Annotated in this window: 27 protein-coding genes; 13 read left to right on the forward strand and 14 right to left on the reverse strand. The window is 55.3% G+C overall.

What is annotated here, in order from left to right; all coding sequences use genetic code 11:
• Positions 1 to 93 precede the first annotated feature (93 nt).
• Together NOX35_RS14670 and NOX35_RS14675 are read left to right on the forward strand one after the other, a co-directional pair.
• Entirely contained in the window at positions 94 to 546 is a 453-nt protein-coding gene (locus tag NOX35_RS14670) for a universal stress protein (protein ID WP_182283006.1), read from the forward strand.
• Positions 547 to 716: 170 nt separating this feature from the next.
• Positions 717 to 1,172, forward strand: coding sequence for a universal stress protein (locus tag NOX35_RS14675; RefSeq protein WP_256493748.1), 456 nt, complete (start codon positions 717 to 719; stop codon positions 1,170 to 1,172).
• A gap of 6 nt (positions 1,173 to 1,178) precedes the next feature.
• Here the strand turns inward: NOX35_RS14675 and NOX35_RS14680 are convergent, their stop codons facing one another.
• Positions 1,179 to 1,328, reverse strand: coding sequence for a hypothetical protein (locus NOX35_RS14680; RefSeq protein WP_182283008.1), 150 nt, complete (start codon positions 1,326 to 1,328; stop codon positions 1,179 to 1,181).
• 82 nt (positions 1,329 to 1,410) lie between these two features.
• Here NOX35_RS14680 and NOX35_RS14685 point away from each other — a divergent pair, with 82 nt between their 5' ends.
• Positions 1,411 to 1,545 (forward strand): hypothetical protein, encoded by a 135-nt coding sequence (locus NOX35_RS14685; protein WP_256493750.1) that lies wholly within the window; start codon positions 1,411 to 1,413, stop codon positions 1,543 to 1,545.
• A 400-nt stretch (positions 1,546 to 1,945) separates the two neighbouring features.
• Here NOX35_RS14685 and NOX35_RS14695 read toward each other — a convergent pair whose 3' ends face one another.
• The 4 genes from NOX35_RS14695 to NOX35_RS14710 form a co-directional block, all read right to left on the reverse strand.
• A complete protein-coding gene (locus tag NOX35_RS14695; protein WP_256493752.1) occupies positions 1,946 to 2,554 on the reverse strand; it encodes a DUF4337 domain-containing protein in 609 nt (202 codons plus the stop codon).
• Positions 2,555 to 2,906: 352 nt separating this feature from the next.
• A complete protein-coding gene (locus NOX35_RS14700) occupies positions 2,907 to 3,158 on the reverse strand; it encodes an RNA-binding protein (RefSeq protein WP_256493753.1) in 252 nt (83 codons plus the stop codon).
• Between the two features lie 60 nt (positions 3,159 to 3,218).
• Positions 3,219 to 3,491: a translation initiation factor IF-1 gene (gene infA / locus NOX35_RS14705; RefSeq protein ID WP_003077320.1), complete on the reverse strand. Its 273-nt coding sequence runs from the start codon at positions 3,489 to 3,491 to the stop codon at positions 3,219 to 3,221.
• Between the two features lie 31 nt (positions 3,492 to 3,522).
• Positions 3,523 to 3,741 carry a hypothetical protein gene (locus NOX35_RS14710; protein WP_003077316.1) on the reverse strand — a complete coding sequence of 73 codons (219 nt, stop codon included), beginning with the start codon at positions 3,739 to 3,741 and terminating at the stop codon, positions 3,523 to 3,525.
• A 403-nt stretch (positions 3,742 to 4,144) separates the two neighbouring features.
• On the opposite strand from NOX35_RS14710, the gene NOX35_RS14715 reads away from it, so the two are divergent.
• The gene (locus NOX35_RS14715) at positions 4,145 to 4,327 is read left to right on the forward strand and encodes a hypothetical protein (RefSeq protein ID WP_256493756.1); all 183 of its coding nucleotides are present in this window, start codon (positions 4,145 to 4,147) and stop codon (positions 4,325 to 4,327) included.
• A 53-nt stretch (positions 4,328 to 4,380) separates the two neighbouring features.
• On the opposite strand, the gene NOX35_RS14720 is transcribed toward NOX35_RS14715, so the two are convergent.
• On the reverse strand, positions 4,381 to 5,601 hold the full coding sequence (locus tag NOX35_RS14720; RefSeq protein ID WP_256493660.1) for an ISL3 family transposase: 1,221 nt from the start codon (positions 5,599 to 5,601) through the stop codon (positions 4,381 to 4,383).
• 111 nt (positions 5,602 to 5,712) lie between these two features.
• On the opposite strand from NOX35_RS14720, the gene NOX35_RS14725 reads away from it, so the two are divergent.
• The 6 genes from NOX35_RS14725 (at position 5,713) to NOX35_RS14750 (ending at position 8,110) form a co-directional block, all read left to right on the forward strand.
• The gene (locus tag NOX35_RS14725) at positions 5,713 to 6,078 is read left to right on the forward strand and encodes a hypothetical protein (RefSeq protein ID WP_256493757.1); all 366 of its coding nucleotides are present in this window, start codon (positions 5,713 to 5,715) and stop codon (positions 6,076 to 6,078) included.
• 70 nt (positions 6,079 to 6,148) lie between these two features.
• The gene (locus NOX35_RS14730) at positions 6,149 to 6,376 is read left to right on the forward strand and encodes an excisionase (protein ID WP_182283014.1); all 228 of its coding nucleotides are present in this window, start codon (positions 6,149 to 6,151) and stop codon (positions 6,374 to 6,376) included.
• On the forward strand, positions 6,355 to 6,687 hold the full coding sequence (locus NOX35_RS14735; protein WP_256493758.1) for an Arm DNA-binding domain-containing protein: 333 nt from the start codon (positions 6,355 to 6,357) through the stop codon (positions 6,685 to 6,687). The genes NOX35_RS14730 and NOX35_RS14735 overlap by 22 nt, the downstream gene beginning before the upstream one ends.
• Positions 6,688 to 6,834: 147 nt before the next feature.
• Complete coding sequence (locus NOX35_RS14740) at positions 6,835 to 6,996, forward strand: hypothetical protein (RefSeq protein WP_232537949.1); 162 nt, start codon at positions 6,835 to 6,837, stop codon at positions 6,994 to 6,996.
• Between the two features lie 38 nt (positions 6,997 to 7,034).
• On the forward strand, positions 7,035 to 7,529 hold the full coding sequence (locus tag NOX35_RS14745; protein WP_256493759.1) for a tyrosine-type recombinase/integrase: 495 nt from the start codon (positions 7,035 to 7,037) through the stop codon (positions 7,527 to 7,529).
• Between the two features lie 284 nt (positions 7,530 to 7,813).
• Positions 7,814 to 8,110, forward strand: a complete 297-nt coding sequence (locus NOX35_RS14750; RefSeq protein WP_256493760.1) for a nucleotidyltransferase family protein — start codon at positions 7,814 to 7,816, stop codon at positions 8,108 to 8,110.
• Here the strand turns inward: NOX35_RS14750 and NOX35_RS14755 are convergent.
• Together NOX35_RS14755 and NOX35_RS14760 are read right to left on the reverse strand one after the other, a co-directional pair.
• The gene (locus NOX35_RS14755; protein WP_152668627.1) at positions 8,107 to 8,367 is read right to left on the reverse strand and encodes a hypothetical protein; all 261 of its coding nucleotides are present in this window, start codon (positions 8,365 to 8,367) and stop codon (positions 8,107 to 8,109) included. The two genes, NOX35_RS14750 and NOX35_RS14755, sit on opposite strands and share 4 nt — an antisense overlap.
• A 284-nt stretch (positions 8,368 to 8,651) precedes the next feature.
• Positions 8,652 to 11,585, reverse strand: a complete 2,934-nt coding sequence (locus tag NOX35_RS14760; protein ID WP_256493761.1) for a DEAD/DEAH box helicase — start codon at positions 11,583 to 11,585, stop codon at positions 8,652 to 8,654.
• Positions 11,586 to 12,053: 468 nt separating this feature from the next.
• Between NOX35_RS14760 and NOX35_RS14765 the strand changes: the two genes are divergently transcribed.
• From NOX35_RS14765 to NOX35_RS14775, 3 genes are all read left to right on the forward strand, one after another.
• Positions 12,054 to 12,476, forward strand: coding sequence for a helix-turn-helix transcriptional regulator (locus NOX35_RS14765; RefSeq protein ID WP_059441539.1), 423 nt, complete (start codon positions 12,054 to 12,056; stop codon positions 12,474 to 12,476).
• 104 nt (positions 12,477 to 12,580) lie between these two features.
• On the forward strand, positions 12,581 to 13,660 hold the full coding sequence (locus tag NOX35_RS14770) for a hypothetical protein (RefSeq protein WP_059441540.1): 1,080 nt from the start codon (positions 12,581 to 12,583) through the stop codon (positions 13,658 to 13,660).
• A gap of 679 nt (positions 13,661 to 14,339) precedes the next feature.
• Entirely contained in the window at positions 14,340 to 14,918 is a 579-nt protein-coding gene (locus tag NOX35_RS14775; protein ID WP_256493762.1) for a DNA-binding protein, read from the forward strand.
• 104 nt (positions 14,919 to 15,022) lie between these two features.
• Here the strand turns inward: NOX35_RS14775 and NOX35_RS14780 are convergent, their stop codons facing one another.
• From NOX35_RS14780 to NOX35_RS14805, 6 genes are all read right to left on the reverse strand, one after another.
• Entirely contained in the window at positions 15,023 to 15,991 is a 969-nt protein-coding gene (locus tag NOX35_RS14780; RefSeq protein WP_256493763.1) for an Abi family protein, read from the reverse strand.
• Positions 15,992 to 16,046: 55 nt separating this feature from the next.
• Positions 16,047 to 18,122 carry a DUF262 domain-containing protein gene (locus tag NOX35_RS14785; protein ID WP_256493764.1) on the reverse strand — a complete coding sequence of 692 codons (2,076 nt, stop codon included), beginning with the start codon at positions 18,120 to 18,122 and terminating at the stop codon, positions 16,047 to 16,049.
• Entirely contained in the window at positions 18,106 to 19,632 is a 1,527-nt protein-coding gene (locus NOX35_RS14790) for a DUF262 domain-containing protein (protein WP_256493765.1), read from the reverse strand. The genes NOX35_RS14785 and NOX35_RS14790 overlap by 17 nt, the downstream gene beginning before the upstream one ends.
• A gap of 113 nt (positions 19,633 to 19,745) precedes the next feature.
• Positions 19,746 to 20,732 (reverse strand): HNH endonuclease, encoded by a 987-nt coding sequence (locus NOX35_RS14795; RefSeq protein ID WP_256493766.1) that lies wholly within the window; start codon positions 20,730 to 20,732, stop codon positions 19,746 to 19,748.
• The gene (locus tag NOX35_RS14800) at positions 20,674 to 22,386 is read right to left on the reverse strand and encodes a restriction endonuclease subunit S (protein ID WP_256493767.1); all 1,713 of its coding nucleotides are present in this window, start codon (positions 22,384 to 22,386) and stop codon (positions 20,674 to 20,676) included. The genes NOX35_RS14795 and NOX35_RS14800 overlap by 59 nt, the downstream gene beginning before the upstream one ends.
• A 42-nt stretch (positions 22,387 to 22,428) precedes the next feature.
• On the reverse strand, positions 22,429 to 23,919 hold the full coding sequence (locus tag NOX35_RS14805; RefSeq protein WP_256493768.1) for a class I SAM-dependent DNA methyltransferase: 1,491 nt from the start codon (positions 23,917 to 23,919) through the stop codon (positions 22,429 to 22,431).
• Between the last annotated feature and the right edge of the window lie 63 nt (positions 23,920 to 23,982).

Here is a 23,982-nt window from a genome sequence, read left to right on the forward strand (position 1 = left end):
CGCCAGGTGTTGCAATGGCTGCCCCGGAGTGTGAGTATGGGTAGGCAATCGTTCGGATTGCGTTGCTACCGCTGATGCCCAAGGAGGCTGAAAATGTTCAAGCACATTCTGATTCCGACAGACGGCTCGAAACTCTCCGAAGCTGCACTGCGTGCAGGCTTGCAGCTGGCCAAGGAGCAAGGCTCCGACGTGACGGTGCTTTATGTGATGCCGGACTATTCGGCCCTGATGTATAGCGGCGAGGGGATGGTGGCCTACAACCCCAGCGAGATGCGCCGGGACGCCGAGCTAACGGCCGACACCGTGCTAAAGACGGTGCAGGACATTGCCGAGGCCGAGGGAGTGGACTGCAAGTTGGAGCGGACGATGAACTTTTCGGTGCACCAGGCCATCATCCAACAGGCCAAGGACAGCCACTGCGACCTGATCTGCATGGCATCGCACGGTCGCAAGGGCCTTGCCGGCATTTTGCTGGGCAGCGAAACCCAGCGCGTGCTGGTGAACAGCGGCATTCCGGTGCTGGTGCACAGGCCTGCGGCCAATTAGGTCAGAGCCGATTTCCACTGGATTTCAGGCCTTTGCTTGCCCATCAAAAAAACCGCCTGAATACCTACTTCTGGGTGTTGCATTAGCCATCCCGGAGTGTGAGTATGGGTTTGGCAATCGTTCGGATTGCGTGGCAACCCCGCAGGCGCTGGCGCGCAAGGAGGCTGAAAATGTTCAAGCACATTCTGATTCCTACGGACGGCTCGAAACTCTCCGAAGCCGCGCTGCGTGCGGGCATGGAGTTTGCCAAGGAGCAAGACTCCCAGGTGACGGTGCTGTACGTGATGCCAGACTATGCCGCCTTGATGTACAGCGGCGAGGCGATGATGACCTACAACACCAGCGACCTGAACAAGGACGCCGAGAGAACGGCCGACAAGGTGTTGCAAGAGGTGCAGGACATTGCCAGGGCCGAGGGGGTGTATTGCAGGACGGCACGAGCCATGAACGCCTCGGTGCACAAGGCCATCATCCATCAAGCCGAGGAAAGCCACTGCGACCTGATCTGCATGGCATCGCACGGCCGCAAGGGCCTTGCCGGCATTCTGCTGGGCAGCGAAACCCAGCGCGTGCTGGTGAACAGCCACATTCCGGTGCTGGTGCACAGGCCTGTGGTCAAAGAGTAAAACTGCTTACCACCAGCGGATAGCCAGCACCAGGGCGGCCAGCCCGGCGGCCGCAACGCCACATGCTGCAATGACATAGGCGATGGCGATGCGGCGGGCATGGCGTTCTGCTGCGGCGGCATTCAATGGCGCGGTGACGGTTATTTTGGAAGACATCATCAGCCCTGATGAGCATCAACCGCGTGCGTGCCGGCACCACCAACCACCTGAACCTGCAGCTTTTCGAGGAGCAGTCGCCATGCGCATCTTTGTTCTGGAATGTGGCTGCGCTTCCACCCATCACATTGCCCGCAGCGCCGCCGAAGCGTTTGACCACGGCTTTGCCGAGCTGGGCCACCTGGGCTTGGGAGTCTCCTGCCGATGCATCCGATAGACACCGTGCTGCAGGAGCTGCTGCACCGCGAGCGCCAGCGCAGCCGCCTGCTTCACGCTATGGAAAGCAAAGCAGCTACCGCCAGCCCAGCAACGCTATCGGCAGCAAACTACTATCAAATGTAGCTAGAGCAAGCGCAACGTGCTCATAAATTGAGAAGCCACTACCCCAACAAAAGCCCGCAAGGTTCAAGACCCGGGGGGCTTTTTTGATCACCAAGGGGTTCTGATGACCGATACCTCTGACCGCGATGAACTGGTGCGGCAGCCCGCGTGCCGCTTTGTGTGGCCGGCGAAAATCGTCGGGAGTGTAAGAACTGCGAGCGGCTGCTCAGCAGCAGCCCGCTGTTTGCCCATCTCTCGTTCCTGGCGATTCTGCTCAGAAGATCGCAAAAACGCTCTCAGATATGCAGCATCGCCAGCCCGCCCACGCCCAGGCCGAGCGCGGCCACGCCAAGCATCCCGTATTCGAGCCATTTCTTCTTGGTCAGCAGTGCAATGGCTGCAAGGGCAATGGCAACCTGCAGCGCCGTGGTGGCCTGGGCCCAGCGGTGATGCAGGTGCATCTGCATCTCGGACTGCTCGTCCCACTGCCGGGCCTCCGCTTCCAGACGCTCGGCATCGCGCTTGATGTCGTCCTTTTCCTTCTCGTAGCGCTCCACCTTGGCCTGGTAGGCAGCCCGCTTGTCCTCCGTGGCCACCAGATCGCGCGCGAACTCGGCCATCGACTGCTTGGTGCTCTTGGCCTGGTAGAAGGCCCACTGGTTGGCCGCCTCGGTCTTCTTGATGGCTGCGTCGTTCTTGTACAGCCCGGCACTGGCCTGGGTGGCACCGCCCATGTACGAGAAGATGGCGCCCACCGTGGCGATGACGGCGGTGCACATGGCGATCTGGTTGGTCAGGCTGCCGCCGCCGATGCCGTGATGGGCGGTTTCGCCATGTTCGCCCTGGGCGGCATGTTCGAGTTCGTGATCGTGCGGGCCGTGGACGTGAAAGCCGTTGGAAGACATAGGAGCCAAATTCTTGATAGCAAAGGGTGGCGCATTATGGGGCCGGCATGAGCGCCACCAGGGCTTCAGAGCCCACTGGTACGCCGAAGGCGCTGCCTTGCTGGACAGGCTTCGCGACCGGCATCAGCAAGTGGCCATGGGCAATTAGCGACCAGCAGAGCTGGCCAAGCTGACGGGGATCACTTGAGTCCCCACTCCCCTTCCCTCTCACACAAAAGCCCGCCAGGTTTGCACCTGGCGGGCTTTTGTGTGCCTGTGACGCTTTACTCAAAAAACGGCCAGCAGCAAGTATCGCCCCCCAAAGAAAAAGCCCACGCTTTTGGCGTGGGCCCTTCTTACAGATCGAAGAAGATTATTTGCGTGGACGGGCCAGGGCCACTCCCACAGCACGACCGCCCAGCGGTTGGTCGTTCAGCTCCTGGATGGCTTTCTGCGCTTGCTCGGGAGTGCTCATTTCCACAAAGCCGAAGCCGCGCGAACGGCCGGTTTCACGATCCATGATGACGTCGGCGGCAACGACATCGCCGCAGCTGCCGAAATGGGCGCGCAGGGCATCGCTGTCAACCGTGTAGCTGAGATTGGTCACATAGAGATTGGATTGCATGGTGTTCTTTCAAAGTGGGCTCATGCATTTCAGCGATGAGCGAATAGGAGGTTGAGAGGGTCAGCGACGACGCTTGAAGGCAGGGTTGCCACCAGGAGCGCCGCCAGTGCGTGGAGCAAGATGGCGAAAGGTCACTCGTCCCTTGTTCAAGTCGTAGGGCGACATTTCAACGGTCACTTTGTCGCCAGCCAGAACGCGAATACGGTGCTTGCGCATCTTTCCGCCGCTGTATGCGATGAGCTGATGGCCGTTCTCCAGAGTCACGCGAAATCGCGCATCCGGCAGCACTTCATCAACTCGTCCTGACATCTCGATTAGTTCTTCTTTTGCCAAAGTAGCTCCTGTGAGTGAAGGATTCAGCCGCTCAATTCAGACTGTGGTTCAGCACCATGTTGCGCCCCTCGGTCAGGGCATAGTTAGAGGCGAGCGACTCGTTAGAAAACTGAGGGACAAATCGAATGACGCGGTCATAAGCGCCGCGGCGAATGGAAACGGCAGCCAGGAATTGGCCGCTGGTGCTCGGCTGTGTCAGAGGTGTGACCACGTAGCGGCCAATCTGCTCTGTAATGTTTTTGTGCAGCATGAAAACGGACGGCCGCACACACGATTGCGCAGACCATCAAGTGAGATAGGGAAGGCCCGCTGTGAATTCAGGGGGCAACGCAGATCCATAAGAATGTTCAGGATCTGGGGGGTTCGCCTAGAGGGGAGTGACCACCGCGTGCTTTGCTAGAAGAGCGGCTACCTGCGGCCAAGGGGCGGCAATGGTGTCAGACAGGCACTGTTGGGGCGAACGGCCTAAACAGCGAGTGGAACCAGTATAGGTGAACTGAAAGACCTTTGGTTGACAACATGCAACACCGGCAAAGGGGTGGTGCTTGAGCCAGATCTCCCCCTGCTCTTTCGAACAAGAAATCTATAGACCTGCCCGCGGTAACCCTGTACCGTGGGATCAACTGTTCTGCAATCTACTGAGAGTCTTAGCCATGAGTACAACTAAAAAGCCCGCCGTCCACCATATCGTGGAGGCCAAGCGATGGGAGCTCAGCCGGGAGAAAGAGCGCATCACCTACCCGACCGACCATGCCGGCCCCGTCCGGATGGACTGGCGCAAGCGCGAGAACTACTCTGCCACCGATCTCGACTATCGAGGCCGAAACAAGACCTAGAGATCCTTCCACCCCATTGCCATTGCCCGCCTTCGTGCGGGCTTTTTTATGGTTCATCGCGCATTACCGGGGAAGGCTGCGCGAATCTTCAGAAAGAAATAGTCCTGATCGCGGTAGCCATAGGCCCGGCGCTTGATGACCTTGATGGTGTTGTTGATGCCCTCGACAACACTTGTGTTCAACGGATGCCGGCATCGGGCGATGATCCCGTGCAGGTAGCTTTGCAAGCGCTGAGCGAAGGTGCTCAGTGCTGTAATACCGCTTTGGCGCGCTTGCTCACACCAGTGCTGCCAGGCGCGATGCGCCCAAGCCGGACGACGGTAAAACCACAGCTGTTTTAGCTCATCGCGCAAGACGTATACCGCCATTAATGGCTCATTGGCCGCCAGCAGCTCCTTGAGCTGCACTGCTTGTTGAGCCTGCAGCTTGTTGCGATTGCGCAGTAGCAACCAGCGGCTGGACTTGAGCACCTTGCGCGCCAAGGGCTGTTGGCGCAGCAAGTTGGCCTGATCGACACGCACTCGGTCGATAACCTCCCGGCCATACTTGGCCACGACATGGAACAGGTCATAGACGATCTCGGCGTTGGGGCAGTTGGCCTGGATCTCCAGCTCGTAGGCAGTAGTCATGTCGATAGCAACCGCGCGAATGCGCTGGGCAACGCCAACGGGCAACTGCTCGAAGAACTGGCGGGCCGTCTCGCGTGAGCGCCCTTGCCCCACCCACAGCACCTGCCGGCTGATGGGGTCGACGACGACTGTGGCGTAGCGATGGCCCTTGTGCAACGCAAACTCGTCCATTGCCAAGTACTCGATCCGCTCCCATTGCGGCTGCGCGGTAGTGGCCAGCAATAAGGCCTTGTCGATGGACTTGACCGTGTGCCACCCAAGATCGAAGAAGGCCGCGACTGCCTTGATGCTGCTGCTGCGAAGCAACTGGCTGCACGCCTGTGCCAGACGGTCTGTGACGCGCTGGTAGCGACCGAGCCAGCTGAGTTTCTCCAGGCGCGGGCCACCACAGCTATCGCACCACAGACGCCGACGCGGCACATGCAGCGCCACCTTGTACTCGAACAGTGCCAGATCGCGCACGCGCCGTGTCGTGGTCTCATGGACTTGGCTGCACTGCCCACCGCAGCGTTCGCAATGCATGATGCTGGCCTGCGGCTTCAGATAGATCGACACGGTGCGGCTATCGCCCTGGGGCCACTGCACACGTTCAACCTCGTAGCCCTCCCAGCCGCCAAGAGCCTGCAATAACTTCGAGTCCAGCATTTGATTTGTTCTCCGATGTCAGCTTCGCAGCCGTCAGATTACAAAACGAACGGGCTCATCTCCACGGAATTCCTCGATGAACCTTTTTTATTGCCAAAACAGGAGGCATGCATGCGCCATACCGGAACGCTTTTTCTCAGCCGCCCCCCGCCGCCACAGGCCAGCACGGCGCTGTGCGGCGCTTTTCAGCTGCAGTTGCAGCTGCTGGACCGCCTGGGCCCGCACCACACCGAGCCGTGGCGCGCCACCTGGACGGGCGTAGCAGCGCAGCGCTTTTGGCAAACACACCATGCCGCCCTGCTGCCCGGCACCGCCCTGGTGGTGGAGCTGGAGCGCGCCCACATCCACACGCTGGCCTGCCGCCCGCCACGTAGTGAGGTGCATACCCGCGTCGTCCACTGCGCACTGGTACCGGCGCGCAGCCAGGAGCCTGCCAGTGCTTCAACGCGGCATGCGCACCCGCAGCACGCAATGTGACCCACGCAATCGATCGATCAACCCCGAGCCCTGCCACTGAGCAGGGTTCTTCTTTTTCAGGAGGTATGACATGGACTCTTTTCTCAGCAGCACCCAGCCGCCACCGGTCTTTCTGGCACCGGATCGCTTTGCCACGATCAAGATTTTTGCGGCCATCTCGGGCTTCACCGAGAAAGCCATTCGCCGAAAGATCGAGAGCGGTGTCTGGATCGAGCGGCGCGAGTACTTCAGGTCGCCCGATTCGCACATTTCTATCGACCGTGAAGGGGTCCGGAAATGGGTAATGCGCGGGATGTAGAGATTCGCGAGAGCGGCATTCGGCTCTCGTTTTCCTTCCGGGGAGAGCGCATCCGCCGCACTCTTCTGGCAGAGGGCAAGACCATTGCACCAGCACCCGCCAACGCCAGCCAAGGCCCGCCAACGCCCGCCAACATCAAACACGCCATCAGGCTGCTTGCCGAAATCAAGCTCAAGATCCGTGGAAGCAACTTTGTGATGCGCGAGTACTTTCCGGAAGGCGGCACGGTGGCTGCCGGCAAGACCGTTGCCCAGCCGCTGGATCACTGGCTGTCCGTGAAGGTGGCAGAGCATTCGACGCTGGCGGGCTAACTGAGTGCGGTCAAGTTCTGGAAGCCGTTCATTGGCGAAAAGCAGGTCTCCGCCCTGAAGCATCCGGACATTCTTCGCGCCATCAAGACACGACCGGGTCTGAGCGGCAAGACCGTCAACAACTATGTGTCGGCCCTCAGGTCTGCGATGGACCTGGCCGTGCTCGACAAGCTGCTGACCGAGGACCCGGTCGCGGCGGTCACCAGCGCCAAGTGGCAACGGGAGCCGCCCGACCCGTTCGACCATGAGGAAGTCGAAAGAATCATTGACTGTGCGCGCGACACTTTGCGCCCACGATTGCCAATCTGATCGCATTTCGATTCTTCTCAGGCCTGCGCACCAGCGAGATGGTGGCCCTGCGCTGGCACAGCATCGACTGGAGCAAAAAACAGGTGCTGATCCATGAGGCGGTCGTCAAGGGTCTGCGCAAGCAGACCAAGACCAACAAGGCCCGCATCGTCAGCCTGAACAGCCGGGCCCTGGATGCGCTGGAAAGGCAGAAGGAGCAGGCCCCGAGGGCGCAACTCGGCAGCCTGGCGGGTGACGTCATGAGCCAGGCCGCGCCCAAGGATTCTCAGACGGTCTTGGTCGACCAGACACATGGCGAGCCCTGGGCAGACGACAAGCGGTTTCGCAACCCCTTCTGGGTGCCAATGCTCAGGGCGCTGGGCATTCGTTACCGCCCGCCCAACAACATGCGCCACACCTATGCGACGATGCTGCTCATGGCAGGAGCCACGCCGGCCTATGCAGCCAAGCAGACGGGGCATTCTGTGGAGATGTTTTTGAACGTCTATTCCAAGTGGCTGGACGACGGCCAGGGGGATACCGAGCAGGCGTAGCTGGAGTCCTTCATCGGACCCCCCCCTGGAACTCCCCCCGAAAAAAAAACAAAGATCGTGACAAGTCTTTGTTTTAGAAGGTTAAATCTGGAGCGGGCGATGGGAATCGAACCCACTTTTTCGCATGTCTCGTAAGCTGTTGAATTTAAAGTAATTTATCACAAATCACGTCAACCCACCCCATATTTCATCGAAGTACCCCCACGTAGTGCTCTTTGTGGGGCTATGCTAGGTTCACCGAACTAGGCCTTCTCATACAGGTAGCAGCGCAAGTAAAAACTGATATGACCTTGATCAATATTCAACAATTGAAAGAGATAGGGCCAGAGATCAGGGCAATGGCTTTAACATACGGCTGCATAAATCCACGCATATTTGGATCTGTTGCTAGTGGTTCAAATATGGCGTCCAGCGACATTGATATAGTTATAGATGCGCTACCAGGCACATCACTACTTGCAATTATTCGCCTAGAAGCAGCACTTCAAGAAAGATTTCAGCTCCCCTTCCAAGTATTAACCGCCAAGAGCTTGCCTATCGCTTGGAGAAATAAGGCATTAGCGACAGCCGTATCAATTTAGTCAAATTTCATCGGCTTAGCAGGCGTTCTATTTCGCATCGATTCAATAAATTCAATGTCCTTCTCTTCAACTTGGTAAAAACGCCCAATCGCAGCAAGTTTGTCGCCAAAGCCCATTTTCTTAGGTGTTGAAAGAGCTGCCTCAATAATATTGAGAGCTTCATTCTCAATACTGTGCCTGTTGATCTGCGCACGGCGCTGCAACTCTGCTTTTGCTGAGTCACTTAATTTTTTAAATAATTGAAAATTTGATTTCACGAATTATCCTTTTTAATCAGCGAGAAATTTCTCCGGCATTTATTAATGGTACGACCACCACAACTCTTGGAAAGAGAAGTGGGTGCATTCTGTTCACGCTTCATAGCTTTCGCTTAGCTGCTTTGCAGTCGTTGCTCTAACTCATGGCCACATCACGTCCGACAGGTTATTGCCTAGCCGAACTAGGCACAAGGGCATGGATAGTTCGTTAGGGATCGGAGCTTTGACTCGTTGCGGGTTATGCCGGCCTTTACACTGATGACAGTAACAAGCAGCCTGCAAGTTTAGGGGCTAGTAATTACTTTCACATCTGCAGCCGACACACTTTTTATATAGGTGTAACTAGTTCCGAGTACAGCAAGCTGATCTGCAGAAATTTTTGCTGCTGAAATAGCAGGCTGAACAATCACAAACTTGAAGATCATTTCGTGGTCATGACATTTATTTCGCAGAAGCTCCAAGTCCTTCGGATCGCCTTTCAGAATTCGTTGAAAACCCTTGGGCAATGATTGTTGGTATCGGAACATCAGGCGATCAAAGAATTTCTCATGGGTGTGCAACCATTTCACTGAACGTGATGCCTGCCCGCAGACCTCGTATACGTCCTCCACGCGTGCTCCCGGTTGAGCGACTCCCTCTTTCTTAGGACAATACTTGCAGTGGTAAAGGTCGACGTGAATAGCATCTCTGCTTTCCCTTATAGCAACCAGATCCGCAATCTCACCGGCGCCATCATCATTAAAAATGAAGGAGTAGTCACTCTGGATTTTACTAAATGTGAACCCCTGCACAGTTTCAAGATTTCGAGCGGCCGTCATGGATTCGCTATGAATAGGAGTTTTGCCCCAGTTCCATTGCTCAATCAGCTCTGTAGGCAGCTTCAAATCTAGGCTATTTGGACTATATGAACGATAATTACCTTCCACAAATGATCCATCCACCGCCATCATTACCAGCGGTTCTGCATCAAGATACTGCTCAAGCGATTTTTCTTCTGCGAGGATTATTTTTACTCCGGGACAGCTCACCTTGTAACTATCGTTTAGCAGTCGAATGGTTATGTCTGGGAGGTGCCGGTCTCCATCTGGAACTGCTGCAGTGACGGGTACACTCAGCGTCTGGTCATCGGTTAGCTTCGGCTTGCCCAATACTATGTCGAGCAAATTGAAAGCCTCTGCGTTGTACGATAACGAAATTTTTTGCTCATTCTCGATCGCGATGGATTCTGGCCAATCAGCATAGAAAAGCCCATTTGGCCATCTGCCTTCAATTTTTTCTGATCGCATCACATCCTTGAGTACATCGGAAGATAGAATCGAGGAGTTGTTTATTTTCAGAGAGACGCGTTTACACCATTCAATCCAGTAAATGATGCTCTCTGAATTCATCTCCCAAATCTTGCCTTTGTGAGAACAGCCTACGGTAGTGCTCTTTCCATTCTCAAAGCCCGTTGCAAAAATATTCGACTTCCTGGCCGTACCATTCTGTATTTCATTTATGACGGCATTAATATCGCGACCGACATGCATAGTGAATCTCAGATCCTTACGCGCCCTTGATAATCCAACATTTTGCAGCTTCAGAAGTTTTATGTCATGTAACGTGCGAAATGTCGGCTCGCCATTGATTCGCCTAGCGTCATTTGTGATTAAATTTAAGAACCTCGATAATTGCGCTTCATCACCCGAGGAATGGATAAAAAGCGTTTTATCCGGTTTATGGTAATACGCAAGATAAAGAATCCAGTTTGTATCTGTGATCGCAGAGGTCTGAGCCCATCCAACCGGTGTGTCACGCCGCGTAACCATGATGACAGTATCCTGCTCATCGTTGATGGAAAGAAACTGCAGTTGCTCTCTCTTTTGAGAAAAGTATTGGGCCTTCTTGGGTCGCCATTTATCTCGTTCCACATGGAAGGCCACCGCGCTGATTTTTGGATTTGGATTCAGCCCTAGTATTTCATCGGAATCGGGGTCATTCAAGAATTGTTCGGTGAATGCTTCCTTTTTTATTTCGCGATCAATCTTTTCGTTGCTAACGTCGCGAATAACAGCACTCCAGTCCGCGCTCTCCTTATAGAGAGCGGCCATTTGGTAATCCATTTTCTGATTTGCGATGTTCGAGACAAACTTGGCATCTCCAAGGGCTTGATCAACCCGGGTAAGTCGCCCAATGAACTGGAGGGTAACGGCTGGACTCCTATGTTGATCGTGAATTGCCGCAATCTTCAATTCAGGAAGGTCGAAGCCTTCCCCCAGCATGTCTACACAGACAATAATTTTGTGTTTTTTCTCCACAATATCACTCATCAGTTTGGCTCGACCTAGAACCTTGCTGTGGATGAGAATAGGTGTGAGATCCTCGTGCTCTTTGTACAGTTCAAATAGTGCTTCAGCTCGTTTTTGGGACCGTGCACGCACCATCAATAAGTGGTTGAAGCCTTGCTTGCGATCGCTTCGCAGTAACTCCACAGCCTTGTCAGCAACTACTTGATCAGCCAACTCAAGGTTGTATTCGCGTACAGGGTGGAACTCGATCGCTTTAAAGTACCCATCGTTTTGAGCCTCCTTCAAAGGATAGTTGTAGATGATTGTGCCTTCTAGCGCCTGGTTATCTTCTCGAAACGGCGTAGCAGTGAACTGCAAACGGGGCTTGTTTTTAAACGCAGATTTAACTCTGTCCCACGTCATAGCAGCTACGTGGTGCGCTTCGTCGATGATCAAGTGACTACAAAGGTCGGCTAGGGCCTGAAGCGCATCTGAGGTGAAGCGCTGCAGAGCCTGTGGTGTAGCGACAACAACATTCGCCTCAGCAACCTGTTGGACCTCTTCGATAGTCATTCCTTTACGGACGGCCATCACCACAGGGTTGAGCACATTTTCAGAAATAGCGCCGATCTCACGGAGCTTTTCAAGATTGCATTTATTAATAAGCTGCGAGCGCAACGCGTCAGATGGAACAAGCACCAGCGTCCTGGCCAACCTTCCGGCGATGAGTAGGCTTAATATAGTATCTGTCTTGCCTGTACCCGTTGGCATTACAATCGTGGCAGTGGTGGAAGGAGACATCACGAGATGACCCAGCGAGGCGTACAGCGCAGCTAGTTGGGGCTTGCGTAGCCCGGGCCTACGGTTTTCCCGATCTGCCAAGTTAAAGCTGAAGAAATGTTGCTGCCAGCTTTTATAGACGTCTGAGTATTTACCAACCTCTTCAACCATTGCGTCAACCCCATAAGAAAGATACAACCCGCTTTTAGTGACAGATAGTATCAGTCACCTGAGGCTCGAAATCACCTCTTATTGAAGCACTGCGGGTAAACGAAAAATCAAGTTGGAACTATTCTCATTTTTACTCAGCTTTATTGAATGGGAGCACTAACTATTGACTTGTAGCACTCATAAATAAATCTGCACACAGCACGACTTTTGTTATCAGACGTGCATTCACGACGGAATGAAGCCTTTTACGAATGTCCGCAAAGAACATCAGAGGTCATTGGCAATTCAGAGTTGCACGGCAGCAAGCAGCCTTACTCAGTCATTCGAAAGGCTCCTTGGAATACCGCCGCCCCCGTACGCCACAGGATTACGACCGTAGACAATTCGTCGTAAAAATTCCGTTTGTTAATTCAGTGCCAGCCAACGAAGCTGGCCCTTAGCGCCTAAGTTATCACTTATGCTCGCAGCATGCCCGAGCAATTCCATACCCTCTTCTCAACAGCGATCACTGACAAAGGTCTGACCAACTTGGAGGTGGCACAGCTCCTAGGGTTCGGGAACGCCAACGTCATATCCATGATTAAAACGGGCAGGATGCAGTTGCCTGAAAACAAGCTCCTAGCAACAAGTCAGCACTTGGGCATCCCACCAATGGAGTTGCTGGATGCCTGGTGCCATTCACGAGGTTGCACAGACATTCTCAATCTCATTAAGCAGGACAGTGACACCCGTCAGTTGACCGTAGCCGAGAGGAACTGGCTGGCCATCTATCGCTCAGCTTTCGCAGGACGAGAGATAGACATCACGCAAGATGCATCAACTTCCGCACCGGAACTCGGCCAAGCGCTACTTCTACTTGTCGCTGGTATCGGCAAGCTGCATCAAAAATAGAGCACCGAATAGTAAGTTACAGCTTATTTTTATCGAAATTAATGTAAGCTATTACTTACCAAGTACAGCTTTCGGTCAGGCCGTTTGAGCCTTGGCCGACCATCATGAGTGTCGACTTACTGAAAAATTGCACGCTATGCGCCAGCATTGACTGGCTCGATGTCCTGATCACCTTTGCGCGCCCAACCCAATTCCGATATGTCCAGGAGGCATTCGAAACCCATACCTATCTTGGCAAGCTCTATATAAAAGGCGTTAGCGAGAACCCCAACTCCTGCCGCACGTTTCGCGTGCGTGTGCACGACCCTGACCCCGTAAGACTCATCGCTGCAACGCATCGAGTCTCCGAGAAGTTCGACAAGATTTGCGGTTGCGTATTGCACGCAATTGAGATTGCTGTTGACGCACTTCCCGGTGAACACACGCCCTTGGACCGCTTTGAACTGGCACAGTTGGCTTTCGCCTTATTGCGCGGCCTCTCCGATCGCCATAGTGACGCAACCGACATCATCACCTTCCGGGATTGGTTCGAACCCGTTGAAAACAAGGAACAGGCTGTCGAGCAGCTTGCTGGCGGGTGCTCTATCAACACGGGACGCAAAGGGGACTCAGTCAGAAACCGTTGTTACGTCAAATCCATAGATCACGTTAACGGCAACGAATTTGTGCACCTGACCCCTCGCGCTCGCCTGGAAGTCACTCTCCGAGGTAGTTCTGTCCTTCCTGTCAAAACGCTGGAAGAGCTTTTGACGTTCAAGTTCGAAACACTGGTCCCGCATTTCCGCCAAGTGAAACTGGCGGAACTCCCAGCCCACGCAACCGTAACGCAGGTAGCAGATTACAGAGAGATGCAGCGGGGCGCACAACCTCTGGGCAGTATGGTAGGTCACCGCGCCGACAAGAAACGAGCAAGCAAGTTTTGCACGGTCCGTGACCAAGAGGTCAATGGCCGAATCACGGCAGCGCTGAGAACACTAACAAGGCGTGTCGCAAATTCTGTCAAAAAACCGATGCACACCCATGCCGATGTGAAACCTGTGAGCAAGCGGTCTTACACCCCTTCAGAGGGAACTTCTGTAATTACTACAAAACACACGACAGAAATTACACTCGAGACCCCCAAGTCTCCTAACTACGTTACCAACCCGCCCTCCTCCTCCAACCCTGCGTGGGGTGCGTGGTAGCGCCATTAAGGTGCTGCCACACATCCCACCACACTCGGTCATGACACCACAGACATGGCTGCACCAAGCAGGTATGTCTGTGGTGTCACATACCGAAGGGACGACGTACTCCCCTGCATGCGGTGATACCGCATGCAGGGGAGTACAGACACAGTGAGGTAACACCGTATGCCATGAACCTCCCTCAATGCTTACGCATCTCGGGACATTCAGGCACACGGAGAGAAGAGAACATCAAAGAAGATCACTGTGCATGGGGAGGTTGTGATTCGAGGTTCACACCTCTCATCACAAGTCCTCCACAAGGCCATTGCTCAGTGCTCCGCACTTCGCTCTCACGGCCAGCTAACACCTCGATCACCAACATGACTTGAAGAGAAAACAGGTACTGTCAGAACGATGTGCGAGTACCACCGGTAGATACGAAATCGCTAACAACGTGCTCCGTGGGCTCCCCGCATACCTTGCCCCCCTTATGCCACGCCAGCTTGACATGAGGCCCATCGTGCCGTTTTTTGCCTCTGCCTCCGCTCCTGGGTTGCATGCTCCGCCGACCTCAAACGCAACGAAAGCGCAAGTAAACGACAAGTCAAATATGAAGATTTTTTTTCGTGCAATGGCTTGATGTGAATATAAAAGACCGCCGCAGGATTCCACTCCTGCCCCTACCAAACAAATCATGAATTACAAGACACACGAGATCGTCGCAGTCATCGAAGAAATGGTCTCAACCACTGGCCAAGAGCCCTCCTACCAGACCATCCGCGACAAGCTTGGTTCCGGCAGTTTTGCAACCATCAAGAAAGCCCTTGATGCGTACCGTCAGAAGCACGCTCCGGTGAGCAAGCTGTCAACGGCGACAAACCTACCAGACAAGCTGCTCAATCGCGTCGGCAAAATGGCCAATGACATCTGGCTAGATGCCCTTGCACAAGCTCAAGCTGGGTGGGCTCAAGAACGCGAGGCACTGACCCAGCAGTTGCAGGCCCTTCAACGAAAATATGACGCCCTTTGCAACGAAAACGACATACGCGACGTAATTGCCGATCATGTCTTCCACGACGACCCGGCCGCACCTGAAGCTAAAGCATACGCACAGTTGGAAGCAAAAGTCCTAATAAAGACGGAGCTAACCAGGAAGGCTGCCATCAAAATCAAACAGCTCATGGCAGAGGTTACACAGCTGTCATCAGAACTGGACCAGACGAAAGCCGCACTTGCCGACGCCACCCGCGCTCCGGAAGCCACGCCAGTTTAGGCATGGCTTAACTTTGTTAAGAGATTGCTATAGAATCCCAGCAACACGGCCCCCTTCAGTGAAGTGCTTGCACCAACTGCTTGGGGGTTTTTCTTTGCCTGCGCTTAACGCAACATCGCCTGCCACTGCGGCACCACACCCATGCCTTGCAGGGTCAGGCCCACATGGCGCAGGTCAGGGAACTCCTTCAGCAACTCATGCAGGCGGCGGCTCCAGGACGATCTGGGGTTGATATGCTGCATCAGGTGGTGGCAGATGCACAGTAGCAAGAACGGTCGTGCAATCAGCTGCGGTTGCCCCTGGAAAGCGTCCAGAACGGCCACAGTGCCGCTTCTAGGCAGTCGGGGCTGATCCACAACGTTCCGGTTCCATAAACGGCTGTGATGCGCGCATACGTTGCGCAGGTAATTTAGGCTCCGTAACCAGCTGGCAAACACCTGACCACTACCTACCGGGAGGCCGTAGCCCTGTGCGATCTGATCCTGTTCGGCCGATGCCAAGCCCGAGAACAGCACCGACATACAGCCGAAATCCCACACTTCGCACGCCACCCAAATGGCCAGCGGCAGCCCGTATTTAGTCCGGTAGTGATCAATGAACTTCTCGCGCGAGCGACGAATCAGCTCGTCATGCTTGGACAGCCAGTCCTCGTGCTGCGTCCGCCCGGATCGTTTGGGAACCTGCGCGAAGTTGGGGTGGAACAGCGTCGCGTCCTGATAGGAAAAAGCGCCCTTCTGCCCCAGCCTGTGAGACAAGTCCACGCGCAACGCGATCTCAATGCGCTCCAATGCATCCAGCGCCAGCATGCGCAGTCGCTTGTCAAAAACATACAGGTCAGCAACATCCCGCAGGCAAGTGCCTTGCTTGAACTGATCAAGCACCAGACGCTCACCACGACGGCCACCCTGCACCGGCTGCCATTTGCGCATGTCATACCAGTAGCCCGACAAGCGGTAGTACCCTATGCGCTCCAGGTACTCGGCGGCCTTCTCCGGGTCTCCGATATCCATGCCGCGCGCCTGCAACTGGGCAAGTTGATCCGCAACACTAAGCCAAGGCTTCTGATAGCTCACCAAAAGCCTCCCTGCAACAACGAGAGCAACGTCCGGCCTACGCTCGGGAAACGGGTCATTGCACCCACTCCACTGCCTCAACCGGCGCTGGAGCGCCGTTAATCAAGCCGTCAGCCGCAAAGGCAGCCTGCAACAGTCCAAGCATTTCCCGCTGATGCCTAAGCATGGCTCCGTCTGAAGCCCACGCCTTATCAGCCACAAAGGCTGAATGCATCGCCAAGGTCTTCAGGCTCTGGCTCTGCCTTTCGCTCACCAGTTGCTTGAACTTATCCTCTGGTCCTGAGTTGCCAAGGCGGGAGTTCATCGTATGACTGACCAGGCACAGATTACCTAGAGCATGCAGGTGGTCGTCACCCCACGCATTGCCCGTAAACAACTCCGTCTGCGGGTGCAGGTGTTCCACTGAGCGGCGAGTGCTGGTGAAAGCAAAATCGCGCCATTCCTGCGCTCCTGGCTTGTCCTCAAGCTTGGCCTGCAGCCAGAGCAAATAGTCCAGAAAATTGAAGTCCACCAACCTGGCCCGCCCATACATCAACTTGTTTGGCAGCGCCTTGACCAGTTCACTATCCGGTAGATGGGGTTTAAAAAACTGTGTTGAACGGCGCACTAGCGCCTCATAGGTCACAGGCTCAGCCCCGCCAGCCCCCTCCTCCAGCACAAAGGCCTTGGACAGTCCTTCCAGTGCCAGCAAAAACGCTTCAGCATCAACGGCTTTCGCCGCGTCCTGCCGGTACAGCCAGCGAAGCACTCCTTGCAACCAGTGCTTTCGCGTGGGCAGCATGTACGACACATGCAACGCAGCCTGCAGCATTCGCAAGCGCTCCGCATAGTCCTGGCCGGCATCGTCGAAGGCATTGACCCACTGCAGTACTGCCTTGTCGTTCCTGAACCGGCAGCGCTGCAGTTGCCAGTGCTCCTCGTCACCCTGGCTGTCAACACCGCTCTTGATCACATGCTGGTCCAGCAAAAACCGGCAGCGCAACAGACTGAAGCCGAACTCCTGAATCTGCCCCGCATCCCCACGCAGCAATGGCTCAAACGCCGTCAGCAAGTGCTTGTCGTCCAGCGGTGTGTTTGCAAATTCCTCGCCCGGCATCATGGCCAGCACTTGCAGCAAGAAGTTGGGGAAATTGATCACCGGGCCGAACTGGGCCTTGCTCTCCTCTTCTTCCTCACCGTCCAGTGACTTGCTGGAGACCTTCTGCCCGCCTGCAACACTGCGGGGCCCTTCAGCGATCAGTTGCAACAACGACTTGGGCGCGGCTGTCGCCTCGGCGATACCGTCAAAGCATGCCAGCAAGGCTTGGGCATTTTTCACAAGCAGCAATCTGCCGTCAGCAGCAAACAAGCGCTTGCGCAAGTCCGGCACGAACCCGGACTGCACTGACCTGTCCATCACAGCGCAGGCATCCCACACCGTATGCAGCACTTTCATTGCCGCGTGCTCACCATGCTGCTGCAGAGCTCCCAGCAAGCGAGCCTTCAGTACCTCGTGCTTGGCCAACTGCTCGCCACGGTTGTTCATCACCTCGAAGTAATGATTCAGGTCCGTGCGTTGGGGCAGATCCACCCGCAGAAGTTGAACGCGCTCCAGCAAGAATTGAGCAAACACCTTTCGATCCGACTCTGGCAGCTCCCGCAGCAGGCCTTCAATAATGGCTCGCCCCTCCCAGATGCTGCTGGCACCGCTTGCATCATCACCATCTAGTTTGCCTTTGGCCTGTGCTGCCGCCTGCAAAGGTTGCGCAAATACCGCCTTCAGCGCCTGGCTTGATGCCTCTCGGCACTCGAACTGCAAAGGCATACGCACCATGGCGCCTTCGAGTTCGGGGTGCATGGCACGCAGCACCGACACCAGCAGGCTCAACGTCGTCAGCCGCTGCTGGCCGTCCACCACCTCCCAGTGCTGATGCTGCTCTGTTCGCCGCGCATACACCACCAAGGTGCCGATGTAGTAGTCATGCACCAGATTCTGCGCATTGCGCTGGGCATAGTCGTTCACGTCGGCAATCAACTGACCGATCTCTCTCGCTCCCCAGGCGTAGTTGCGCTGATACACAGGGATGGAATACAGCCCATCCGCCAGCACCTGCTGCACGGTCAGAAGTTGGGGCTCATGCTTGTTGTTCATGCTCTTCCTTCAGTGCATCCTGCCGCCAGTAACCCAGCTTCTCCATCCAGCCCTGCAACACCTCCAAACCTTGTGATGGTGGTCTGCCGTGCTCGTAAAAGGCAGAAGGTAAGGCGATATTCAAAAAATCCTGCGGCGTGATCGCGTCGCGCAGCACGGCAAACGGGTTGATCCCACTCTCACTCGGGAAATTGTCCATGCTGCCCACCATCACCCTGCGATTGAGCAGACGTGCATATGCCCAAGCAAAAGACAGCTCAACCGCCTGAGACAGCCCCTGCTCGCCAAACTTGTCCACGTAGTACATCAGCAGCGCGTCAAACACGGCGCGCACATGCGAGTCGCCCTTACGGTCGCGCCCTGCATAGCGCCCCAGTGTCAGCAAGATGCCACGTGCATCTTCGGCCAGCCCGTGCTCAAACTTTTGGGTCCAGGGCGGCAGCTTCCCCGCTTCCTGCTTGTGATGAAAGCCCATGCACCAGTAGTGCTGCACCCAATCAAAAAAGCGCAACCCGTTGACCACTGGTGCGTCCAGTTGGCAGGGCCAGACCCGCCCACGCGTACCTGTGTGGCTCTCCAGCAAATGCACAGCATCGTCCAGCATGCGCCATGCACGGCTCATGGGCACAGCCGCACTGCTCTCCAGACTGATGCCTTTGAACACGCCCACATGCCGCTTGCCAAAGAACTCTGCATCACGGCCGCGGCTGCGCTGGCGCGTTTGAAACAGGAAACGAGCAAACAGCCGCTCCAGATCAGATTGCGAGCATTGCTCCCATGCCTGCACGGCCTGCCCCTGCAACGCCAGCTCAGCCGGGCGCAACGCCCGCAAATGGAAAGCCTTGAGCAAGTCATGCACGCACAACGGCTTGCCACGCCCGTTTTGCGCGTCAAAGAACTGGAACGCCTCCGTCAGGCTGTACAGCTCCACGCGCACCACCTCACAGCGCTCCAGCAAGAACGAGGCTTGCAGTTGCCCCCACTGCGCCTGTCGAATATGGCGGGCAACCGCCTGGTAGTTGGCCTGCACCAGTTGGTGCGACAAGGGGCTGGGAAACTGGGGCTCAAACAGCTCCAGCGCCATTAACTCCTTCTGCCAGGGCTCGCGCTGCTCCTCTGGCACCAGCTTGGCCTCTGCACGCAAGGCATGCACTACCAGCAGCAAGGTCACCGTGCGCTGCTGCCCATCCACGATGTTGTGCTGTGCTCGCTGCGGTTGCGCCTCTGCACCCCCACCACGCTCGTCTGACTGCTCCACATGGACCACCACCGTGCCCATGCGATAGCTGCTGGCCCCTTGATCCTGCGCCGTCGCCTGAGCCTGCTGCTCAATATCACGCAGCAGTTGCTGTACCTGCGCTAAGCCCCATTTGTAGGGGCGCTGGTAATGCGGAATATTCAGCGCCAAGTCACCCAGCCAGTCACGCAGCGTGCAGACTGTGGCACGGGCCTGTGACGATCTCTCATCAAGCAACGGCTGCATCGCCGCCATGCCTGCTCCCTCGCTCATGCTTCCCATCGTGGATCTTTCTTCTGAATTGGGAATGCGCAGGTGCTCCTCCACCTCTGCGCGCACATGCAGCCGCCTTTCAGCTGCAACTGCTCCGCGTGAATCTAGCCGACTCAGACGGCCAGAAACACATGCTGTCGGTGATACTCCATGAACCCTTGGTGCTGAGGCTGCAGCGGCTTGCGCAAGCGCATGCCCGCCCCAATCCCCAGCAGAGCGGCATCCGCCGTAGCCAGTTGGGATGACACAAGCACCTGCCCAACCGCATCCAACGTGATCAGCCCGCGGTCAAACGCTGCATCCCACTGTGGCGCCAGCAGCAAGCCATTGAACGGGTTGGTTTGCTCCTCTGGGGTACTTGCTGCCCACGGTTTGATATGTGATGCGCGCAACAAGCCCGTATTGGCTACGCCTGTGATGGCACATGCCCCACCCCAGTACTGCACCAAGGTCTCACGAAAGCTGTCATGGCCAACGCGGCGGGTGGTCTGGGTCTGCACATCTTGACCAGGAGCAAGCGCAGCGTCTTGTGCAAGTGCTGCAGACGCATCACTACCTGATCGGGAATCAGATACTGGCAACGACGCAGGCTGCACGCCTTCCAGAAAATCCAGACAGCGCGCCAGCGCGACTTCGCTGTCAAAGGTCAGCCCCAGCCCATAGGGAATCGGCGTTGCCCCTGTGTGCATATGCTTGGGGAACAACCCCATATTGGAAGAGTGAAAGTAGCCGCTCCCCACATTCACGCCAGCCCCTTGCACGGCTTCGACGCCAGATTGCGGGTGCGCCACCAGCACCGTAGTGCCATTTTTGCTTTGCAGGTTCAGATACAGCGGGTAGAAGCTGCCACTCTGGTAGGCCACCTTTTTCTTGGTTCGATTCTTCTCGCCATAGCCGCGTGCGACCAGCACGGGCTCTACCACTTCAACAGACAACGACATTAGATTTCTTGGCTTACAGACAACAGCGTAAGCCAGCTCCGGCTTGCGCACAAAATATTCACGACTGGCAATCACCCCACTGAGGAGCAGTTGACAGCTTTCAGACTGCCGCCTGTTCCACCCAAGCCTGCGCCAACTGAGTTTGGGCGCAACGAGCATGGCTCAACTTGTCGCGCAGTTGCTGGCAAAGGGCGCGCAAGTTGGTCACGCGGGCGACGATGCGGGATTGCTCGGCGAGAGGTGGAAGTGGAACCACATTTGCTCTGAGTTGACCAAGAGAAACAAAAGACTGAACCCCGCCAGCCGCGCGTGCCCTCATTCCCTCAGATTCGGTTTGCAACACCATTAATAAATATTCGGGACAAGAAAGTGATGCAGAGTAATACTTAAACAAAGCTACATTTTTCACACTGAACTCGATATCAGTATTAACAATCACAGGATTCCCAATACTTCCAATCATTGCAAAAAGAATATCATTACGCTCCACCCGTGAACGCTCAGATATTTTTTGATGATCTTCTTTTGATATTAGTTTCACATCTGAAAGATCAAGCCTTCCTCCATAAATATTTTTGCTAGTTACTAATGGAAACCCGACTGACTGATATTTTGGTGTGTCATGCGTTCCATCGCGTACATCAAATGCACTCTGCAATCTCACCCACTCCCACCCCTCTGGTAATTCAAACGATTTTTCCTCATCAGTAATCGTAGGCAGGGGTTTATCACGCTTAATTTTCCCTTCAGCAATTAAGCGATCTTTCTCAGTCCGGATTTTCTTCAGTAGCTCACTCGCAGGCTCATCATTCGCATCCTGCTCCACCAGCAAGCCACGCACTGCCAGTTGAAGGATGGTTTGCTCCAGCGCGTCCACGGCTTCGGGGCGGTCGATGAGCAGGTCAAAGTGCTGCGCCAGCCGCTGCCAGTGGTGCGCCAACTCGGCTACCTTGGTGGTTTGGGTCAGGCTGTCCAGCATGGCTTGCAGCAGTTGCTGGTGCTGGGTGTGTTCCAGCTGGCCTTTTTCCTCCACCGCATCGCACAGGCGCATCAGTTCTTCAACGCGGGCGACGATGCGGGATTGTTCTTGTTCGGGAGGTAGAGGAACTACACCTTGAAAGAAATTCGCGTCATTAATTGCGGGATAAGCAATACCAATAGCTTTACCACTCACATATTCAGTAAATATTTGACTCCTCATATAGTGAAGCAAATATTTAGATGCAACCCCTGAAAATGGATGCATTACTGCAAATGCGGTGCTTGCGATGGGTTCTGGTGAAAAATTATTTTCAATAATTGCAATGTTTTTAAGATACGGGCGTACCGTTGAATAAATAACAGTTCCAACTTTTACATTTTTTCTAGCACGCGAAGGTGCTTCTGATGCATCTAAAATTTTCACATCAGAATTAATAACCCCCTTTAGGTTATTTACAGATGCAACATCAATATATGTAAAAGACTTCGAAGGTTCACCTTGACCTAATCCATAAGTAATCTCTGGAATACGAACCCACTCCCACCCCGCCGGCAATTCAAACGACTTTTCATCTTCCGTAATCGCCGCCAGCGGCTTGTCTTTCTTAATCTTCCCTTCGGCAATCAGCCGCTCTTTTTCCGCCCGAATCTTTTTCAGCAGTTCACTGGCCGGTTCATCGTTCGCATCTTGCGCCACCAGTTTGCCTTGCACGGCCAGCGTCAAAATCAGCTCGCGCAGGCGGGCCACGCCGCCGGGGGCTTGGGCGGTGGTGGCGAACAACTGATCAAAATTGGGTAGCAGCTTGCGCTGGTCATTGCTTGTGTTGAGCATGGTTTGACCCTGAAATCCTTATCTATCAAGCGCTAGCCGCTATTACTTGCTCAATGCAGCAGCATCTGCACCGCCCGCCAGCGACTGGGCCAGCATGGCTTGCAACTGGCTGCGCAGAGCTTGTGCGTCGGCTTGCAGCTGGGTGTATTGCGCCAGCAGTTCATCCGGGTCGTGGCTGACTTGCTCGCCCACATGGGGATTTTTCTGGTCCAGATTCCAGTTAGCGGCGCGCAGGGTGTCGATACTCACCTTCCATGCCTGCTCAGTGCCTTCGCGGCTGGCGTAGCCGTCTGCGGCGCTGCCCCACCAGGCTTTTTCGGCATCAAACTCTTTGATCTGGATGGGCTTGGTTTTGTTGTAGTTTTTCACGCCCACGGGGTATGGGTGCTCGTAGTACCAGACATCTTGCGTGGGCTGGCCTTTGGTGAAAAACAGGATGTTGGTCTTGATGCCGGTGTAGGGGTTGAACACGCCATTGGGCAGGCGCACGATGGTGTGCAGATTGCACTCGGTCAGCAACTTTTCCTTGATACGGCTTTTGCTGCCTTCGCCAAACAGAAAGCCATCGGGCAACACCACGGCGGCGCGGCCACCATCCTTGAGCAGCTTCATGATGAGGATCATGAACAGGTCTGCCGTCTCACGGCTACGCAGATCGGCGGGGAAGCCGTCTTCAATGCCCGGCTCCTCCGTGCCGCCAAAAGGCGGGTTGGTGAGAATGATGTCCACCTGATCAGCCTTGCCATAGTCGCGCAACGGGCGGCTCAAGGTGTTGTCGTTTTTGATCTGGCTGGGCACTTCAATGCCGTGCAGCATGAGGTTGGTCACGCACAGGCTGTGGGGCAGCGGCTTTTTCTCTACGCCGCGCACAGCGGTTTGCAGCAGGGCTTGTTGCTCGGGCGTTTGGGCTTGCTGGCGCAAGTGTTCAATGGCGCAGACCAGAAAGCCGCCGGTGCCGGTAGCGGGGTCCATCACCGTTTCGCCCAGCTGTGGATTGACGATATCGGTCATGAACTGGGTGACGGCGCGGGGCGTGTAGAACTCGCCCGCATTGCCCGCAGCCTGCAGGTCTTTGAGCAGCTTTTCATACAGGTCGTTGAATTGGTGACGCTCAGCCTGGCGGTTGAAGTCGATCACTGCCAGTTTGTTGATGACCTGACGCAGCAGGTGGCCGCTTTTCATGAAGTTGTAGGTGTCGTCAAACACGCTGCGCAGCACATAAGCGCGGGGGTTTTGCTCAATGCTGCCTTGCAGATTGCCCAAGGTGGGCAGCAGTTCGTTATCGACAAAGCTGAGCAAGGCGTCGCCCGTCATACCTTCTTCATCGGCAGCCCAGTCGCGCCAGCGCATGCCGCCAGGGATGGGGCTGTGATAGTCGTCCTGTGTGAATTCCAGCTCTTCTTCCAGCGCGTCAAACACTTTCAAGAACAGCAGCCAGGTAAGCTGGGACAGGCGCTGAGCATCACCATCGACGCCGCTGTCCTGGCGCATGATGTCTTGGATGGATTTGATGGTGGATGACAGGTTGGACATGCTGCTGACTCTGAAAATCTGAATAAAAAATGCTGCCAGCGCTTATGTAGCAAGCGCTGGCAG

This window comes from Comamonas sp. C11 (assembly GCF_024496285.1).
In the GTDB taxonomy this organism is placed as follows: Bacteria; Pseudomonadota; Gammaproteobacteria; order Burkholderiales; family Burkholderiaceae_C; genus Comamonas; species Comamonas testosteroni_F.